The following is a 19154-nucleotide window of genomic DNA, read 5'->3' on the forward strand; positions in this document are numbered from 1 at the left end:
CCTCCGATATTTTACAAGAATTTCACAAAGATACCTGCCAATATAACTGAAACAATCGTAACCGTGATAAACCCGCCAACGAGCATTGGAGGCAGCATGTGGCTTGTTAGTACTTCTCTTTCTTTCTCATCATTGGTTAAGGACTTGATTACTTCATTTGTAATGATGTAGTCAGCTGGAAATCCGTATAACGCCGTTAATGACACGGCAAAAGCCATTTCTTTGCTTACTTTTAAGGCTTTTCCTATAACGAAAGAGAAGATATACATCCCAATCACACCTAAAACAATCGTCCCAATAAGCGGATAAAGAATTTCAAGCATCATGCTTGGTGTTGCTTGTTTTAAACCATCGAAGATGAATAGCATAAGTGCCATGATGGCTAGTCCGAAACCATTCGCTTTTTGTAAAACCTGTTTTTCTAAGAAACCGATACTTTTTGCGATTACCCCAAATAATAAACAAAGAACAAAGGGACTGATTGAAACAAGGGGTGCTAATAGAGTTGAAACTTCATAGGCAAGAAATCCAACAAATGCTAGTCTAAAGAATTTGAAGAAATCCGTGTTATACTTCTCTGGCATGCGTTTAAAAAGCTTTAACTCGACCGTTCCTGCCTCTGTCGTTGCTGCCACTTCTTCGGCTGCTTTTTGTGATTGCTTTTCCGCTAATTGTCCATTACGGTATTGGGCAAGCAGTCTTTTTCCTTCTTTTTTCAACATGATCGATGTAAGTGGATATCCTGCAAATCCCTGCATAACATAGATGACAATCGCGAAAACAGACAAGGAGGCGAGGCCTGCTTCCTTTGCCCCCTCTGACATGATTAAGGCAGATACCACACCGCCAACTAAAGGAGGGATTGCGACAACCATTGTTTTAAAACCAAAAATAAAAGTTCCAATTCCAAGCAAAATGGCAATGATCCCGAGTATTCCTGCTAGAGCGATAACAATGGCCTTCCATTGTTTTTTTAACTCTTGAAGCGATAACAATGTTCCCATATTCGTAATTAAAAGGTACATAAACATGGTTGCTACAACTGGTGGAATACCTGCGATTGAAACGATGTCTTTAGGGAAAAATGTCCAATAGCCCGCAAGAAACAGGACTGCACAGATAAAAATGGATGGTACCCATGCTTTGGTTCGTACTGCTACAAAATCCCCAATAAATAAAATTAAGATGACAATGACTAATGCTAACATTTGAGACATAACTACACCTTCCCCCTCTATGATGATAAATAGAATTTCGTAGTACGAAATAGATTTATTTATTAGAATAATAATATAATTTTATTTTTCAGTCAATTTTAAATTTTAAAAACATTATGTAACCGTTTGCATAGAGGGTTTGGAAATACTCTTTAGATTATTTTCTTATAATGGTCAAACAATAATATTATTCTATTCAGAATAAAGCTGTGAGTGGTAATCCACGAAAAAAAAACAATGCCAAAGGTATTCCTTTGGCATTGTTTTTAAACCGTATTTAACCCAGGTCTAATATAGTCTATCCCTGAATTCGCTCCTGGTGGGTATAGACATTGAAGCCTCTTCCCCGAATAAACCCTACGGCTGTAATGCCAAGATCCTCTGCTAGGTTTAAGGCAAGATTCGTCGGAGCAGATTTAGATAAAATGATGCCAACGCCTATCTTGGCTGCTTTGAGCAGGACTTCTGAAGATATTCTGCCGCTAAAAGCAAGGATTTTATCCTTTAAAGAAATTTTATGAATCAGGCAGTAGCCAAAAAGTTTATCTAAGGCATTATGCCGGCCAATATCCGTCCTAGATATCACGATTCCGTCCTTGGTACATAATGCGGCATTATGTACACCACCTGTTTGCTGAAATTCCACTGAACTATCCTGCAGTTGCTTCATTAATTGTTGGCATTGTTTTGGTGTAATTGTTAACTTCGTCAAAATGGTCTTAGCGGTCATCACATCATTATGAAAATAGAATTGCCGTCCCTTTCCACAGCAGGAACCAATGAATCTCTTGGAATGGAAATATTTTTGGCTTGATTGTTTATGGACCAAGTCCACATAGGCGAAGCCCTTCCCTTCATCGATTTGAATGGAAAGAATGTCTTGAAAAACGCGAATTACACCCTCCGAAGCTAGGAAGCCAACTACTAACTCTTTTAATTTAGATGGTGTACATACCATAGTAGCAAACTCTTCTCCATCAAGAATTATCGTTAATGCCGATTCCACGGCAATGTTATCCTCTTCTTCGATAAAGGTAAGTCCATTATATTTAACAATTTGTTGAGAAGTTGTGATTTCATTTAACACAGTCTTCACCCCTCTCATCGTTTTAAAATCCTGAAAGCTCTATGTTCCGGTTTTTTCTCTACGGACAGTTTCCGTTTGAACCGATTTAGAAACGGTGGTCGGGATTGGCATGGTGGGCCTGATGTTCCGGCAGCTGGGTTGTCCGCTCTAAATGTTCCGTAGCGCTTCCCATCCCTTTTAAAAATTCAAAAAACAAGGCAATCGAACGGTTAATTTCAGGATCCTTCAACGACCTGACGATATCGAAGTAACCAATCGTGTCATCATCATCCTTGCTTTCTGACACTCTTGCGATTCCGGCGTTCAACTTGAGAAGAATCGGCTCAAGCTGTTTTACATTGATTGTACCTAGTACCCCCACCATTAACAAAAGATTTTTTAATGTATTGGCGGTTTCCTTCGTATCCGCCTTTTTAATGAGGATTTGCAGGACTTTGTCTCCCTCGGCAAATAATCCGCTCAATAAAGGAATCACACCCCGAGCATGCATATGTTTCAGCAAATCAAGTGTATCAAGCAGCGCATCCTTATTTTTTAACAAGGAGTTTTCTATTTCTTGTAGATCTTGTTTACGCCGCTCCTCTTCGGTGATCTCGATTCGCTCGATTTGCTTGATTGCTTTAGCCATTTGACCGCTCCCTTTCCTTGACAAGATCACCCGGGAAGACATAGTCCTTTCGGGCCCATTTCTTTTGCACCTGAACACCTATTTGCGGCTGAGGATTTCCATACCGGAAATTTATGGGTGGCAATGGATTGATCCCGTCTTGCAGTAAAATCTCCATTCTAACCCGAGTGTCCTTGTAGGCTGGTGTATCGGTATCCTTATCCGCTGCACTGCTTGTCAAGTAATTGACCGCTCCATCCCCTGTATCATTCATTGGCAGATACACTTCATTGCCCTTAACTCGAGCAGTAATCGTACATTTAACTTTTACATTACCAAACGGTGAAGTCAGGCGGACCAGTGTTCCGTCATTTAGGCCGCGTTGTGCGGCAAGTTCAGGGGATACTTCAAGGAAAACCTCCGGTGTCTTTTCTGATATCCCTTTTGATTTGTACGTAAGATTTCCTTCATGGAAGTGCTCCAATAAGCGGCCGTTGTTAAGATGGAGATCATATTGGTCTTCAAAAACAAGCGGCTTGGTCCATTGGACTGGATAGAGTCGAGCCTTTCGGTCTGGGAAAGGAAATCCATCTGTATAAAGAAGCGGCGTATCGGTCCCATCCGATTTTACGGGCCATTGCAAACTCTTGTAACCTGCTAATCTTTCATACGTGACACCTGCATAAATCGGCATCAGTATCGCTGCTTCCTCCATGATGTCACTTGGATGTTTGTAATTCCAGTTGGCACCAAGCCGGTTTGCCACTAACTGAATAATTTTCCAGTCCGGCTTAGAATCACCCAGTGGTTCAAATACTTGATACAATCTTTGAATACGGCGTTCCGTGTTGGTAAAGGTTCCTTCTTTTTCAAGGCTTGGACTTGCCGGCAGGACGACATCCGCATATTGGGCAGTCCGAGAAAAGAAGATATCTTGAACCACAAAGAAGTCAAGCTTTTCGTAAGCTGCATGGACATGGTTAATGTTGGAATCAACTAATCCCATCTCCTCACCTTTTACATACATGGCTTTCATTGTACCTTTGTGAATTCCCTCAATCATATCGTGATTATTAATGCCAACTTCCGATGAAAGCTTCACGCCCCATGCTTGCTCAAATTTTGCCAGCACTTCAGGGTCGTCGACACGCTGATATCCCGGAAAATTTTCCGGCGCGCTGCCCATGTCGCCTGCTCCTTGCACGTTATTATGGCCACGGAGCGGGTACGATCCTGCACCTGGCCGTGCATAGTTACCGGTAATTAGCAACAAGTTCGAAATGGCTGTACTTGTGTCACTTCCGCCCAGATGCTGCGTCACACCCATTGCCCAAAGAATCGCTGTTCCATCTGCCTCATGAATCATTTCCGCGATTTGGATGAGGGTCTCTTTCGGAAGACCTGTTACCTCTTCGGCATAACCCAATGTATAGGGAGCCAGGCTTTTCCGGTATTCCTCGAAGCCATTTACATGCTTTACGATAAACTCTTCATCTGCCCAGCCCATATCGATGATGTATTTGGTTACAGCAGAAAGCCACACCAAATCGGAACCGGCATTTGGGTGAATGAACAAATCAGCACGGGCGGCCATCTCGTGCTCCCGCAGGTCTGCCACAATCAATTTTTGACCGTCTAGTTTATGGGCGCGCTTCACCCTTGTGGCTAATACAGGATGGGCTTCCGCTGTATTCGATCCGACAATGATGACAAGGCCGGCTTTCGCTATGTCCTTAATCGAACCAGCATCACCGCCATAACCAACCGTTCTGTGCAGACCAACCGTTGCCGGTGTCTGGCAATAACGGGAACAGTTATCGACGTTGTTTGTGCCAATCACCTGACGGGCTAATTTTTGCATTAAGTAGGATTCTTCATTTGTACATTTAGAGGAAGTGATAAAGCCAAGCGATTGCGGTCCATATTGACTGCGAATCTGGCGGAAACGGCTGGCGATTAAATCCAGCGCCTCCTCCCACTCTGCTTCACGGAAGCTGTCACCTTCCCGAATCAGCGGCTTTGTCAGCCGTTCTTGACTGTTAACAAAATCCCAGCCGAATTTCCCTTTCACACAAGTGGAAATCCCATTTGCCGGTGCTTCTGCATTTGGTTCCACTTTTAAAATTTCGCGTCCTTTAGTCCAAACATCAAAACTGCAGCCGACACCGCAAAACGTACAGACGGTTTTGGTGCGTTTCACACGTGCATCACGCATGGCGGATTCCATATCAGAAACGGTCAGGATCGAACCATAACCGGTCTCCACTCCTTTGGTCAATTCAATCATCGAACGGAGTGTTCCTTTTTCAATGCCTGTCAAGTAGCCGGCTTCCCCAAGCATTCCTTTTTCCATCATCGCATTACAAGGACAAACGGTCGAACAATGCCCGCAAGATACACAGGAAGATTCGTTAATGGGAACGTCATTATCCCAGATAACCCGTGGATGTGCCCTATCCCAATCAATTCTCAGGGTTTCGGTGACCTGTACATCCTGGCAGGCCTCGACACAGCGTCCACACAAGATACACTGATCGGGATCATAACGATAAAACGGGTTCGACATATCCTCTTGATACGGTTTCTCCTTCCAAGGAATGCTCTGATGGTTAATGCGCATCTCCTTTACGGTGTTATGTATTTCGCAGCCACCGTTGTTGTAATCACAAACCGTACAATATAATTCATGATTACGGAGTATGTTGTCCATTGCCGCTGTTTGCGACTTTTTCACAAGGGGGCTCGTCGTACTGATCTCATCTCCGTCCTTTAACGGAGTCGAACAGGACCTGACAAGTTGACCATTTACCTCGACGATACAAGTGTCGCAAGTTTCGATTGGCCCGAGACTGGGATGGTAGCACACCTGCGGAACTTCAATTGCGTTGTCGTTGAGGTATTGGAGGACAGTCTGGCCTTCCGCTGCAGGAACAATCTCATCGTTAATCGTAACCACTATGTTTTTTGCCAATATGGCTTCACCCTTTCTACTAATATGATAGATAAAAGATTCCCCCTTTTTAATACCCCATCGTTTAAAAAATACTCACCAAATCAGAGGAGTATATAAAAATAATGATGAAATTAGGTTTGTAAACTGTGAAATTGTGGTAAATAACTAAGAAAAGGACGAATCTTGATGAAATATATTATTTTAAAAACGAAAAATGGGAATGGAAAATATAGATATCGTATAGTGGATTCAATGGAGGCTTCTTCTTTGGAGGTCGCGCGTGATCTCTTATACAAGAAATTTAGACGAGAAGTAAACAAAGAGGACGGAGAAACCTACATAATTATTCCTTACAACAAAAATATCAATCTGAAAGAAAAGGAAATTCCGTTGGAAGGTGTTCACTATGGAGTCCTGCAGTATCGGGAACCGGGGGATGGTCTGTATTAAAAGAATTCATCAAAGAAGTTAAGTCATTTGCTAAAAAAAGCAATGCCAGTTGAACTCATTGGCACTGCTTTTTTTAGGGTAAAACAAAGAAACTAGTTTTCCACTAAAACTTGAGACACCGCTGCTTTAACCTGATTACTAAATACTTCCTTTAAATAATCAGCGGTCGTGAGAAATAGCAGCCCATTTCCTTCTAACTTAGGTGAATCACCGAGAGGAACCGTTCTTTTGATTAATTGCGCATAAAGTTCAGTCACGGTTAACTCTCTCTCAAAGGATTCGGTCGCAATCGCTTTGATAAGAGCAAGTGCACCAGAGACATGCGGAGTGGCCATAGACGTTCCACTGAGCTTCGCATATTTTCCATCCAGATAAGTGGACAGAATCATTTCGCCAGGAGCGACAAGATCGACTTCATTATTGGAATTACTAAAATCAGAAATTCGTCGGTCCAGGTTGATGGCTCCCACACTGATTACTTCATTGTATGATCCAGGATAATCAAATTCATTGGTAGCATCCTGGCCATCGCCTTCATTGCCGGCTGCACATACGACAAGAATATGATTCTCGACAGCTTTTTGAATGGCTTCATGTAACGCAGGAACATCTTCGGGACCGCCTAGACTCATAGAAATAATATCAACCTTTTGGTCAATCGCATAATAGATTCCATTAATAATCCATTCGTATTGACCCGATCCGTTTTTATCAAGGACTTTGACAATTAATAGATTTGCTTCTGGAGCCACACCGACAACCCCTTGTTGATTTTCTGTTGCTGCGATTGTGCCAGCTACATGGGTCCCGTGACCATTATAATCCCGATAAACCTCTTCGTTTCCATTATCATCATTCGTGAAATTCCGGCCGCCGATAATCCGTTCCCTCAAGTCAGGATGAGTGACATCACAGCCTGTATCGAGGATCGCAACGGTCATGCCCTTTCCTTTAGTTTGTTCCCAGACTTTTGGGGCCTGAATCATTTCGATTCCCTTTGGCACCTCGGTTACTTCTTCTACCTCAGCAATCAATCGGTAAGGAATTAAGCGTACTTTTCGTTCCATTTTATCCCCTCCTGGTAGTTTCATTGAAGTCATTCTATGATGATACTAATAGTGTAACCCTTCTGATTCTCTTAAAACAGATTCTTTTTACGTACATTTGTTCTCGTTCTTTTTTCCTGGTTTTTTTGATAGAAACATATCATACCGGCAATGGAGAATAATATTTTTCTACAATTAGCAGCAGCCTGCTTTGATTTACCGTCTTAATTTGCAAGAAAAAGGAGTATTTTTTCTATTCTTTATAAAATATGGAGATTCATGTAGATAAGTTTTATAACGTGTGGGCAGGAAAAAATCATCTCTATACAAAATATTAAAAACAAGACAAAACCGATGTGTCTTACGAATAAGTTGAAAGGTGGTATGATCCTTGAATGAACTAACCCTACAACAACTCGTCGAAGGTCTTCCAAAGTCGTTATTGAATGCATCAGATCGGGATTTGGAAGGATTTCAAAAAATCATCGAAGAAACGATAAAATTAAGAGAAGGTCATCGAAACTTGCAAAAGATGGTGAAAAACTTCTCACTCTCTACGATTCAGCGAACGTAAAACTGAATCCATAAAAACAATTTGGAAGGTGAAAGTACCTTCTTTTTTTCGTCATCAAGTTTTAAGAAAGTTACCAGGATAAACATTTACAATACCCAGAAGAAGAAAATCAGCCAGATTACCACTGTGATCTGGCTGATTTATTATAAAAACACTATTGGTTCATAGAACCGCTGTTATTGGTGGCATTTCGGTTTTTAGCAGCATTGTTATTCCCGCCAGCTTCCTCGCCGATTTGGTTTCCAAGTGCACCGCCTGCAAGTCCACCTGCAACCGTACCGATTGGTCCCAAAATAGATCCAACCATAGCCCCTGCTGCACCGCCGCCCACCGTACCTACCGCTTCACCAACGTCACTTCTGCCTTGGTTCGTTGCATTGTTACCAGCTTGGTTCGTAGCGTTGTTACCAGTTTGGTTCGTTGCATTGTTGCCAGCTTGGTTTGTGTTTCCACCATATTGATTGCGTTCGTTATTTTCAGTCATCTATTTTCACTCCCTTGTTGTATAGGAATGAGCTAACTCAAGTTTGCACCATTCCCATAACATATTTTGTCCAACCTAATCAGTATTACCCAATTATCATAGATTTCCTAAAATCCCCATACAATTGTGTCGTAATATTTTGTTGGATAGGTGGAAAATCTAATCCATAATTGGCTGAAAAGCATACTCATTTAATGAATATAGAGCCTAATGTCTAGCACCAACTTCAAATTACTACTTGATCTTTTCACATTTTTCTAAGATATTTTCCGTCTGTTCGATTAAAGAAAACGTTTCATTCCAAGAGTTTTCCGTGTTGATATCCTGAGAATGAGCCAGATTGTTCCGAAGTTCTTCCAGTTTTTTAAAAAACTGTTTCCCTTTCGTCTTGTTCTCAATTCCCAACCGTTCTCTCAATGAATCCTTATTTAGGACGATGTCTCTTTTATCGCAGATCTGCAAGCAATCACTTAATTGAATCGCCTCATTCTTGGATTTTCGAAGAGCATAGAGATCTTCCGCAAATTTAATCCGATTAGCATTTAAATATTGTTTCCAGGTATCATTAGGAAAATAATCATTTATAATCCGATATAAATGCATCTCCAATAAGGAAATTAATCCAAAAAGCAGCATCCGAATCGGCTGCTTTTGTAGGTCCGCCAAGGTGACCACTTTTGTGATCCGATTCCCTTCGAGGATAAAAATTCGGTCCGTTTCTTTGAAAATAAACAGCGTCTGTAAAAGGGATGTGGATTCCGATACAAGCTCAGTCGGACTAAACCTACGATAGGATTCTTTACAGGTTCCTTCATGCAGCTCCTCTCTTACCACATAACCAATGACAATTCCGTTCTCCTCTACACCCAAAATATCATAGTCCTTCGTTACCATCATGTGTTTAATAGCATTAGCATCATCATATAGCCCACACGTATCTAAATGTTCCGCAATACTATTAACAGTGATGTTTTGTTCATATAAGGAACGAAGATTTTGATACGAACTGACTTTATCGCGCTGCTGTGCTGGTTTAACTGTCATACTAATCCCCTCCGAGAAATCTCCTTTTCCACAAAATCTTAAATTTATTATAACCATAATCCTAACAAGAAAATAGAGTAGTCCTACGGAAAGCATACTATCACCCAGGACCTTCTGAAAATATACATCCCTAATCATGGCCAAAATCCCCTAAATACATAGGTGCATCTATAAGTGAATACAATGTATTAAATCATTCACAAGGGGGAATGGGATGCCTGATCAATATAATCCGTTAACAACTCCACAAATGATCAGCATGATTAGAAACGGGCTGAATAAGTCAAAAGTACCTAAGAATATTACAATAGTCGGAGCCGGAATAGCAGGACTGGTTGCCGCTTCCCTATTAAAAGATGCCGGTCACAATGTCCTCCTCTTGGAAGCCAGTGACAATGTAGGCGGCCGCATCTATACCATCCGTTCCCCATTTCATAACGGGCTGTATATGAACGCGGGACCGATGCGTATACCAGAATCACATGATCTAACCTTCGAGTATTGTAAGAAATTCGGGTTAAATTTAAACGTGTTTATTAACCGAACGGATGTCGATATTCTTTATGTCAACGGAATCAAAACACGACTGAACATTTTTGAACGTTATCCAGATATACTTAACTTTCCGGTAGACCCTAACGAAAAAGGGAAAAGCGCCGAAGACCTGTTAAATTTAGCGTTACAGCCCATTGTTGATTTTATTAACAAAAATCCTCAAAAAAATTGGCGCTTTATTGAAAAAGAATTTAGTGATTACACTCTTGGCTCGTTCTTAAAATTTTATCATTACCAATATGGAACGACATTTTCTGATGGCGCGGTTGATATGATTGGAGTGCTCCTTGATTATGAAGCCTATATGGGAATGTCCTTTCTTGAAGTTCTGCGAGAAGCCTCGCAATTCCGAACAACTCGTTACTATGAGATCACAGGTGGAATGGATTTGCTTCCGAAAGCCTTTCTGCCGCAATTAAAGGATGTCATTCGATTGAATCAAAGGATGACCAAAATTAGCCAACATCCCACTAGTGTATCGATCCATTCCTTCCATCCGAAAACGTACGCTCCTTCCACTATCACCAGTGATCTTGCCATCATCACCATTCCCTTTTCCGTACTTAGATTTGTTAAAGTAGAGCCCTACCATTCTTTTTCCTACTATAAACGGCGAGCGATTCGTGAATTGAACTATATGGCCGCAACCAAAATCGGAATAGAATTTAAAAGCAGATTTTGGGAACGGTTCAATCAACGTGGAGGAAAGTCGATAACGGACTTACCGATCCGCTTCACCTATTACCCGAGTCAGGGGATTGGGACAAGTGGACCTGCTGTTGTGGTGGCCAGTTATACATGGGCTGATGAGGCTTTGACATGGGATGGTTTATCAGACGAAGACCGCATTCAATACGCTTTACAGAACTTAGCTGAGATTTATGGAGACCAAGTTTATTCTGAGTATATCGTTGGTACTTCCTTTAGCTGGGTCGATAATCCCTACTCGACTGGAGCGTTAGCCACTTTCGAACCGGGTCAGGAAAATGAACTGTTTCCTTATATAACCAGACCAGAAGGAAGAGTCCACTTTGCAGGTGAACATACGACCATTACTCACGGGTGGATGCAAGGGGCAATTGAATCGGGAATCCGAGTAGCTAATGAAGTGAATGATCTGCCAAACTAATCACCGATAGGAAGGGTTGCTTGAGATACGAGCAACCTTTTAGTCTTTTCAACGGGCATCGATCCTCCTTCGTTAAAAACTTGAAATATAAACCCAGCTAACACATACTTTCTAAAGTTTTGAAAACGTTCACAAATAATAGTGGTAATCGCTTACAAAATCCTATATAATTATATTAAAATTACAACTTGAGAGGTGAACAGGATGAAAGAATATATTTTTCTACTAGAAGAACCAGTCGGGTCTAGAGAAATTAAAATATTAGCATCAGGAATGTTGGAAGCTTTTAAAAAAGCAAAAGAATTTCGAAAAAACATTGTCCAAGATGCCAAAAGTAATGTCGAAATGATGTTAAAAGGTGTTAGATATACGGATTAACCTTTAATAAAATAATAAAGAAAGGAAACATCCTACCTTTATGTTCTTATTAAGATTAATAGTAGACAAATAAAGGAGAACACATTCACCAATTGATGAAATGTGTTCTCCTTTTTATTTATATCTTAGAGACGGTTTTCTTTAATGCACACTGGTCCTTGGAGAGCTGCATTTTCAGCGAAGCTCTTCTTACTAATCCATAATAGCAAAGGATCGCCAGAAAACTCGCAGCAAAGATGATCACGCCCATAGGAACACCTGTAAACGCCCCTGCAATGCCCACAAGTGGGGCCGCTAATGAGCCCAGAACAAATGGCAATAATCCTAATAAGGCAGAAGCACTGCCGGCTATATGTCCTTGCGTTTCAATCGCTAAAGCAAACGATGTGGTACCAATAATACTGATCGAACCAATAAAAAAGAAAATGGGAATCGCGACAGCCAGAAGCGGAGCTTTTAATAGCAGGGCGATTAGTAACCAAGCCCCGGCTAGATTAGAGAGGGCTAAGCCAATCTTTAAGAACGTCCGCTCCGAAATAATGTCGGCTAAGCGGCCGACCAGCTGGCTCCCAATAATTAACGCTACCCCATTTGTCCCGAATAATAAACTAAATTGCTGTGGAGTTACTCCATAAATATTCTGATAGACAAATGGAATTCCAGATACATAGGCAAAGATGCCTGCCGTTGTAAAACCTTGTATGAGTGCGTACCCCATGAATGTTCGATCCTTAAATAAAGAACCAAAATTCTTCATAATTTGTGGTAAATTACTTGGAACACGTTTTTCTTCAGGTAATGTTTCCTCTAATTTTAGTGAAACAACGAAGAGCAACACCGCGCCAATACAGGCCAAAACAACAAAAACGCCATGCCAATTGGAAAAAGCAAGGATCCCCCCTCCAGCAATCGGTGCCACGATCGGCCCGAGGTTCCCGACTAACACCATCATCGTAAAGAACTTGGTCAGTTCCCTTCCGCTGAAAAGATCTCGAACAATCGCTCTCGAGATGACCAGTCCACCTGCTGCAGCAAAGCCTTGAACTAAACGCGCGATGATAAGGAAATAGATATTTGGTGCAAACGAGCATGTTACGGAAGCCAGTAAGTACAAGGTGATAAACAATAGCAAGGGTTTGCGGCGGCCTTTTACATCACTCAAAGGACCAATCACTAATTGCCCCAATCCCAATCCTAGTAAGCAGGATGTTAAACTAATCTGTACTAGTGATGCGGTTGTATCAAAATCTTTTACAATCGTTGGAAAGGACGGTAAATACGTATCAATTGTAAAAGGTCCCAAAAGTCCAAGTGATCCTAAAAGTATCGCCAGCTGTATTCGTTTCTTTCCACTCGGTTTATTCAATGTCCATCGCCTTTCTAAAATAAAATTTTCACATGGTGTATCTTTACGTTTCCTTCTCCCTGTTGCTTGAACAAAAAGGATGATTTATAGAATCCCCTCCTATATGTCTGTACCCAATTGTTCCCTAACGTAACGAAGAACTTTTCCGATTATTTCGACATCCTAAATAAAATAATCTTAATTATAACCCGATTTTGCTCAGTGGTAAACAATTTAATTTATTTTAGTCTGCAAAAGACCATGAATATCTGAAAAAGGGGGAACACCTACAACTTGCAGTGTTTCACATGTACATAATGTACAAAGACAAATTCTTGAAGTAGCTCAATTATATCATTGTACTAAACTTTATTAGTTGCTTTGACTTTATGTCCTCTTTTATTTACTGTAAATGCCTGCTTATTCCCTTATTTACATTAATTTAATATTGAGTAAACTATGGTTTAACAAGTAAAAGTTAGTATTTAAGTAGTTAAAGAATAGTAGGAAAAGTTATATTCTTATCTAAAACCACCTACTTATAATAGTAATATTTAACTAACCTATAAAAAGTATTTGGGACCTATTGCTTATTGATAAACGCAATAAAATAATTGATAATGATAATCAATATCAATGATAATAATAAACAATTTGGAGGTTTTATTATGTTTATTCAATTTTTAAAAGAAAATCGATTTGTAACGCTGCCACTTACTATACTTCGCTTCTATCTTGGATGGCAGTGGTTAAATGCTGGATGGGGAAAAATCTCTAGTGGAAAATTCGATGCAAGCGGCTTTATGGTTGGAGCAGTAAAAAATATGTCTGGTGAACATCCTGTTGTTCAACCTTGGTGGGGAAAATTTTTAAAAGAGATTGCATTACCCTACGTGGATCTTTTTAATGTAATAGTGCCATGGGGAGAATTTTTAGTTGGCCTGGGATTACTTTTGGGTATTTTTACTTCATTTTCTATACTAATGGGGCTTACAATGAACTTTGCTTATATGTTATCAGGTACAACAAGTACAAATCCCCAGATGGTGTTACTGGGAATGTTTATTCTGTTGGCAGGAATAAATGCTGGAAAGATTGGATTGGATCGTTGGTTTATACCACTCCTAGGAAAATTAATATACAAAAAATCTGAAAATGAACAAATTTCTCAAAGCGCGTAATGAATATAGCCCTTTTCATATTTAGATAAGGGCTTTTTTTCAAATAGGCAATTTTAGGTTTCTTAACTTTTTAACACTCTATTAAAATTATATTCAAAAAACATAGATGCCAATAAATTTAGCATGGTCAGCCATAGTCCTTAAGACAAATTTAGAGTACTAAATGGCTTTTAGTCTAATACAGGGTTATGTACTCCAATTCCCAATAATTAATAGAAGGATAGATTTTAAATTTAATTTTATTAGGACTCATTCACTTATCCCCCTTCCCATAAGGGGGATATACTATTCTGATTTTATTACTTCAGCATTTAATAACTAGTTTTTAAAACTACTTAAATAATAATTCAAAAGATCAGGATATTCTTTTATTTCTTCCCTGCCCTTCTCACTTTCACATAGGTGCCTCGCTTAATTCTTTCAAACCAACGATAATAATTTTTAACAAGAATGGAGGAAGTTTTGTCGCCTGTTCCTAATTGGATTAACGCTTTCGGAGATAATGGACCCAGATCCATTAGGTAACAAGCAATTCGGATACAATTCTCTTTATAGGCAGTCATGATTTTGGTTCGATTGCTGCCGCCCACATTGAAGTCCGCACTTCGCCCATTAATTTCCTTTAATACAGCAGCTCTCTTTACTTTGCTTTGCCCCATACTCTTACGGCGGTTAAACGTCGATGGGTGAAATACTACCTCTGCCTTCCCTCGTTTCGATGGACTTGAAACCAAAATTAACCCCAATTCCAGCCTTCTAATCAAATGGCATTTATCCGCCCACTTTCGTGAATTTAAATGATGCTTTGGTTTGGGGATGGCAATATAAACTTGATCTGTTATTCGCTGGCGTTTGGCCGCCTGTATAAGCAAATCAACACTTAACGTAAGCTTCAATTCAATCACAACGATTTCTTCCTCTTTTACGGCAACGATATCACAATCTTTCACTTCACCGTAAACTTCGTAGCCTTCTTTTACGAAAAATGTTTGAATTGGTTTATATAAATCCATCTCTTGCAGCTTTTTTGTTTCCGTCATCCGTGATCACCATCCAATTCAAACCTAACTATTTGATGTTCAAAATTCTTTTTGTATCAAAGTAATAAGTTTCATAACTTATAATTTAACCCATATTCTGTGTTTGGAAAAGGTTAAAATGAATTACTCTACATCTTTGTGGTGATTGCTTTTACCTTATTAAGGTTAAAATGAGGAAGAAAATCGCTATGATGGAGGAACGACCATGAATGACAATCTAACGGAGAAAGAGTTGCATAATATTATTGAAAGAAGAAGCACAGGAAAGACCAGCTTTGCGGAATTTTTGGATGAATTATCTAAAAGCGGGGTTACTGAATATAATATTGATGTTGCTACGGGTGAAGCGACCTACAAGGGTGAGCGATCAGCGCAAAAAACGGATCCTCAAGTTGACTTTGTGATTTCAAAAGACTTTGATCGAGATCAGGCACTGCAAACCATTGGAAACATGACTATTCCTTTTTTGGACTTTCTTAGAGAGATAGCTAACGCAGGGATTAAGACTTATACCGTGAATATTAACGAAAAGAGAGCAATTTACGAAGGGATAAATGGTGAACAAATCGTAGAACAACTTCGACTTTAAAAATCATCGTCCCAGGATCAAATTGACAAAACACTTTAACTTTATAGTGCGAATTTACATAAAGTAAATAATAACTAGAATTTTAAACGAAGTAGGCATGTTTGCTTAAAGTCTACCTAGTAAAAAAAGGCTAAGAGCAAACATCCAAAGGATGCTCGCTCTTAGCCTTTATCATTAGGAGATCCGGGGCAAAAGAATGATAAATTCTGTCCCCTTTCCCTCTTCACTATTGACCTGAATTTTCCCTTTGAAAGATCGGACAATTTGATAACTGACCATCATTCCCAATCCTGTCCCACTTTCTTTTAAGGAATAAAACGGAGATCCAAGCCGATCAATTTGCTCTTTGGTCATACCGATGCCCTGGTCCTTTATGCAAATCTTTATGTATCCATCATCGGTTGACGTACAACTAACCCATATCAATCCACCAGTCGGCATAGACTCAATCGCATTTTTCAAAATATTAATCAGCGACTGGTTTAATTTTTGAGGATTGGCATAAATCCAACAGTTATCCAAAAATTCCGTTTTAATCTCAACATTATGGTTCTGGGAGTAACTTTGCAGGATATTCACGACGCGTTGTAGCTGATAACCTACGTCGATTCCTCGATTGTGATCGATAGTGGGCTTTCCTAATGTTAAGAAATCATTGATAATTTCATTGGCACGATCTAATTCTTCAATCGATAGCTGCAAATATTTCTTCTTATCATTCGGCAATTCAGGTTCGTTGAGAAGCTGCAGGAAACCACGTGTCACTTGCATCGGATTTCTAATTTCATGAGCGAAAACACTAGTTAACTCACTGATCACTCGTAATTTCTCCGTGTTTTCCATCTCTGACCGCAACTGGTGAATCTCCCTGATGGTTTCCGTTAGGACGGTGAAGCACCAAATAACGCCCACTGCAAAGAGGAGATGAATGCTCTGTACTTTCAAATAATCGATGGTAAAACCTCTTAGGATACCAACGATCGTTATACCGATCAGACAGTAATAAAAGGCGAGCCCAACCGCAATTTTAACCCGTTTATCTTTTTTCGAACGCGCAAATGATTTTTGGAAAAATAAAATAACAGGCAACGAAAATAACAGGACAAGCAGCGTACTATAGAATCCTACACTGATTCCAAAATATAGCCGATAAAGGATAATAACAACGGATAGGAAGATACCTGGCCAAACTCCTCCGTAAAGAGTCCCTAATAAGAGCGGAATAATTCGTAATTCGATCCGAGCATTTTCCCCAAACTCTACTGGGAAGGACATGCAAAATAGGATAGAGATTCCCCATAAAATCGACATGAGGACGATTCTATTTTTCCTACACTTTACCCACTCTGTCACAAAGGTGTAGTAAGTAAATATGGGTAGGATCATAAGTGTTAATTGAAGCAAAAAATCCTTTATTATACTCATCTTCGTTACCTTTCATCCTGTGTCTATCTTTGAATCCTGCCAGATAGGGCGATTTTTGTAATGGTCATTCCATACAAACATGGTAGATAGTACCTAATTATACCTTAAAACGATGAACTTATGTCGACTTTTGTTGTAAAAATGTAGGCAATTGAAGTTTTTTGTCTGAACCTGCATGTTCGCTCCACAAGAAAAAGGATCACCGCAGGCAATCCTTTACGAATTTAACAACTTATCGTCTTTACGAGTTCAATATAGTTCTCAAAAGAATCCTGGAAAAAAGAATGGTCTATTCATTCCTCGAACGCCGATTAAAGTCGCTCTCGATTCCTTTTTTCCAATTTCGATCAATCTTTTTGCCTGTTCGAAGGCTGCTGACTGCTTCATTTACCGCTTGATAATTTAATTGCGTTCCGACAACATCGGCATGGTAATCGACAGCGAAGCTCTCCTCAATTCCAAATCGTGCAGCTGTTGAGATGGCGTCAATATTGGCACCCAGGAACAAGAAATCCCAGCCATAGTGCTCTTTTTGATGGTGAACCATTTTTTTAATCTTCTCAGCTGTGAATTCGCGGCTGGCATTTTCCATTCCGTCTGTGGTAATCACAAAGAGTACTTTTTCGGCCTGTTCTTCCTTCCTCGTTCGCTTTTGGACATTGACGATTTTTTGAATTGTAAAACCAATCGCGTCGAATAAGGCAGTGGTGCCGCCTACTTCATAATCCTTTTCTGTAAGAAGGGATATGCCCTTGATAGGGATCCGGTCATGTAAAAGTTCGTATTGATGATCGAATAATACGGTCGTGATAATTGCTTCACCTTCTGCTTTTTGCTGTTTCTTTAACATGGCATTATAGCCGCCAATCGTATCTGCTTCTAGCCCTGCCATCGAGCCGCTCCGATCTAAAATAAACACTAATTCGGTTAGATTGTTTTTCATCATCATCATCATCATCATCCTTTGTTCTTTGATAAACAAAGGATACCATTCAATAGTGAGAGATTGGTCGCTTGGAAGGCGACATTTTAAGCACCGAGGATCGGCTGATCAAAAGCAAATAAGGCTCCATTAATTTCATGGATATTGTAGTTGGCTTGTTGAACAAAGAACTCAATAATCACATCAAATTTACTGCTGCGTGTCAATGTATAACCGGCCGCCTCGAGCAGCTCATTCGTTTCCGCTAAACTTAATTGTAAGGCAATCGCAAACGCAACAGCGGTTTTCTTTTTCGGCGTATAATCAGCTTCATTGCGAATTTTTGAGAATAACCGCCGGTCAATGTTGGCCCGTTTATACGTCTCCACATCCGTCAAGCCTTTCTCATCAATAAACCGTAACAACCGATCCGAAAAAGATTCATTGAGCCGGTCTAACAGTTCAACTAACGAATACTCTGCTTCTTGAAACAAATCCTGCTGGTGAATGTCTACTTCCTGCCGTTCTTCTAAAATAAAGGGTCCTTGTCGATTCCGATTAAACAAAATTTCCGCATCATCTACATAATGCTCATCGATATATTCATTTATCGAAGAAAACAATTTCTTCGTTAACCCGAACGAACGTTTATCAAAAACCACTAGGTAAACTAGCATATCATGGTTTAGTAAAAAGGAACTAATGGCGGAAACCGCAATCTGTAAGGCTTGTTCCTTTGGATAACCATAGATGCCCGTTGATATTAATGGAAAAGCAATCGATTCACATTGATGATTTTTCGCCAACTCCAAGGAGTTTAGGTAACAAGCCATTAATAATGCGTCTTCTTGGCGGGTTCCTCCTTCCCAAACAGGGCCTGGAGTATGGATGATGTATTTAGCATCCAAGTTAAACCCATCCGTAATCACCGCTTCTCCCGTTTGGCAGCCGCCAATTTGATCACAAGCCTGCTGTAACTCGCGGGCACCTGCGGCCTGAAAAATCGCACCACAAACACCCCCGCCCATGCTCAGCGCCGTATTCGCAGCATTCACAATCGCATCCACAATCATCTTCGTAATATCATGGCGAACCATTTCTAGCGGCATAAATGTAACCCCCTAAGGA

The 19154-nt window shown here is 40.2% G+C and carries 18 protein-coding genes; 6 read left to right on the forward strand and 12 right to left on the reverse strand.

Annotated features, from left to right (window positions below):
- Positions 1 to 11: 11 nt before the first annotated feature.
- The 4 genes from J7E81_RS12740 to fdhF all read right to left on the reverse strand — a co-directional run bounded on the left by J7E81_RS12740 (position 12) and on the right by fdhF (position 5882).
- A complete protein-coding gene (locus tag J7E81_RS12740; RefSeq protein WP_215042562.1) occupies positions 12 to 1217 on the reverse strand; it encodes a hypothetical protein in 1206 nt (401 codons plus the stop codon).
- Between the two features lie 298 nt (positions 1218 to 1515).
- Positions 1516 to 2322, reverse strand: a complete 807-nt coding sequence (gene fdhD / locus J7E81_RS12745; RefSeq protein ID WP_215042563.1) for a formate dehydrogenase accessory sulfurtransferase FdhD — start codon at positions 2320 to 2322, stop codon at positions 1516 to 1518.
- Positions 2323 to 2389: 67 nt separating this feature from the next.
- Positions 2390 to 2932, reverse strand: a complete 543-nt coding sequence (locus tag J7E81_RS12750; RefSeq protein ID WP_215042564.1) for a helical membrane plugin domain-containing protein — start codon at positions 2930 to 2932, stop codon at positions 2390 to 2392.
- Positions 2925 to 5882 carry a formate dehydrogenase subunit alpha gene (fdhF, locus tag J7E81_RS12755; RefSeq protein WP_215042565.1) on the reverse strand — a complete coding sequence of 986 codons (2958 nt, stop codon included), beginning with the start codon at positions 5880 to 5882 and terminating at the stop codon, positions 2925 to 2927. Before fdhF ends, J7E81_RS12750 begins: the two co-directional genes overlap by 8 nt.
- Positions 5883 to 6050: 168 nt before the next feature.
- Between fdhF and J7E81_RS12760 the strand changes: the two genes are divergently transcribed.
- Positions 6051 to 6314: a hypothetical protein gene (locus J7E81_RS12760; RefSeq protein ID WP_215042566.1), complete on the forward strand. Its 264-nt coding sequence runs from the start codon at positions 6051 to 6053 to the stop codon at positions 6312 to 6314.
- 92 nt (positions 6315 to 6406) lie between these two features.
- On the opposite strand, the gene J7E81_RS12765 is transcribed toward J7E81_RS12760, so the two are convergent.
- Positions 6407 to 7381, reverse strand: a complete 975-nt coding sequence (locus J7E81_RS12765) for a S8 family peptidase (RefSeq protein WP_215042567.1) — start codon at positions 7379 to 7381, stop codon at positions 6407 to 6409.
- 370 nt (positions 7382 to 7751) lie between these two features.
- Between J7E81_RS12765 and J7E81_RS12770 the strand changes: the two genes are divergently transcribed.
- Positions 7752 to 7934, forward strand: coding sequence for a hypothetical protein (locus J7E81_RS12770; RefSeq protein ID WP_098527274.1), 183 nt, complete (start codon positions 7752 to 7754; stop codon positions 7932 to 7934).
- 154 nt (positions 7935 to 8088) lie between these two features.
- On the opposite strand, the gene J7E81_RS12775 is transcribed toward J7E81_RS12770, so the two are convergent.
- Together J7E81_RS12775 and J7E81_RS12780 are read right to left on the reverse strand one after the other, a co-directional pair.
- Positions 8089 to 8418, reverse strand: a complete 330-nt coding sequence (locus J7E81_RS12775) for a hypothetical protein (protein ID WP_215042645.1) — start codon at positions 8416 to 8418, stop codon at positions 8089 to 8091.
- Between the two features lie 234 nt (positions 8419 to 8652).
- Positions 8653 to 9462 (reverse strand): hypothetical protein, encoded by an 810-nt coding sequence (locus tag J7E81_RS12780; protein ID WP_215042568.1) that lies wholly within the window; start codon positions 9460 to 9462, stop codon positions 8653 to 8655.
- A gap of 214 nt (positions 9463 to 9676) precedes the next feature.
- Here J7E81_RS12780 and J7E81_RS12785 point away from each other — a divergent pair, with 214 nt between their 5' ends.
- Together J7E81_RS12785 and J7E81_RS12790 are read left to right on the forward strand one after the other, a co-directional pair.
- Entirely contained in the window at positions 9677 to 11146 is a 1470-nt protein-coding gene (locus J7E81_RS12785) for a flavin monoamine oxidase family protein (RefSeq protein ID WP_215042569.1), read from the forward strand.
- Between the two features lie 204 nt (positions 11147 to 11350).
- The gene (locus tag J7E81_RS12790; RefSeq protein WP_215042570.1) at positions 11351 to 11524 is read left to right on the forward strand and encodes a hypothetical protein; all 174 of its coding nucleotides are present in this window, start codon (positions 11351 to 11353) and stop codon (positions 11522 to 11524) included.
- A 118-nt stretch (positions 11525 to 11642) separates the two neighbouring features.
- Here J7E81_RS12790 and J7E81_RS12795 read toward each other — a convergent pair whose 3' ends face one another.
- Complete coding sequence (locus J7E81_RS12795; RefSeq protein WP_215042571.1) at positions 11643 to 12890, reverse strand: Bcr/CflA family multidrug efflux MFS transporter; 1248 nt, start codon at positions 12888 to 12890, stop codon at positions 11643 to 11645.
- Positions 12891 to 13537: 647 nt separating this feature from the next.
- Between J7E81_RS12795 and J7E81_RS12800 the strand changes: the two genes are divergently transcribed.
- Positions 13538 to 14050 (forward strand): TQO small subunit DoxD, encoded by a 513-nt coding sequence (locus tag J7E81_RS12800; RefSeq protein ID WP_215042572.1) that lies wholly within the window; start codon positions 13538 to 13540, stop codon positions 14048 to 14050.
- A 368-nt stretch (positions 14051 to 14418) separates the two neighbouring features.
- On the opposite strand, the gene J7E81_RS12805 is transcribed toward J7E81_RS12800, so the two are convergent.
- Complete coding sequence (locus J7E81_RS12805; RefSeq protein ID WP_251028615.1) at positions 14419 to 15090, reverse strand: DUF2161 family putative PD-(D/E)XK-type phosphodiesterase; 672 nt, start codon at positions 15088 to 15090, stop codon at positions 14419 to 14421.
- 205 nt (positions 15091 to 15295) lie between these two features.
- Between J7E81_RS12805 and J7E81_RS12810 the strand changes: the two genes are divergently transcribed.
- Positions 15296 to 15679 (forward strand): DUF1398 family protein, encoded by a 384-nt coding sequence (locus J7E81_RS12810; protein ID WP_215042574.1) that lies wholly within the window; start codon positions 15296 to 15298, stop codon positions 15677 to 15679.
- Positions 15680 to 15853: 174 nt separating this feature from the next.
- Here the strand turns inward: J7E81_RS12810 and J7E81_RS12815 are convergent, their stop codons facing one another.
- The 3 genes from J7E81_RS12815 to J7E81_RS12825 all read right to left on the reverse strand — a co-directional run bounded on the left by J7E81_RS12815 (position 15854) and on the right by J7E81_RS12825 (position 19135).
- On the reverse strand, positions 15854 to 17104 hold the full coding sequence (locus tag J7E81_RS12815; RefSeq protein ID WP_308162209.1) for a HAMP domain-containing sensor histidine kinase: 1251 nt from the start codon (positions 17102 to 17104) through the stop codon (positions 15854 to 15856).
- 289 nt (positions 17105 to 17393) lie between these two features.
- A complete protein-coding gene (locus J7E81_RS12820) occupies positions 17394 to 18047 on the reverse strand; it encodes a vWA domain-containing protein (RefSeq protein ID WP_215042643.1) in 654 nt (217 codons plus the stop codon).
- An 86-nt stretch (positions 18048 to 18133) separates the two neighbouring features.
- The gene (locus J7E81_RS12825; RefSeq protein ID WP_215042577.1) at positions 18134 to 19135 is read right to left on the reverse strand and encodes a macro domain-containing protein; all 1002 of its coding nucleotides are present in this window, start codon (positions 19133 to 19135) and stop codon (positions 18134 to 18136) included.
- Positions 19136 to 19154: the final 19 nt, after the last annotated feature.

The organism is Bacillus sp. ISL-18 (genome assembly GCF_018613415.1).
GTDB lineage: Bacteria > Bacillota > Bacilli > Bacillales > Cytobacillaceae > Neobacillus.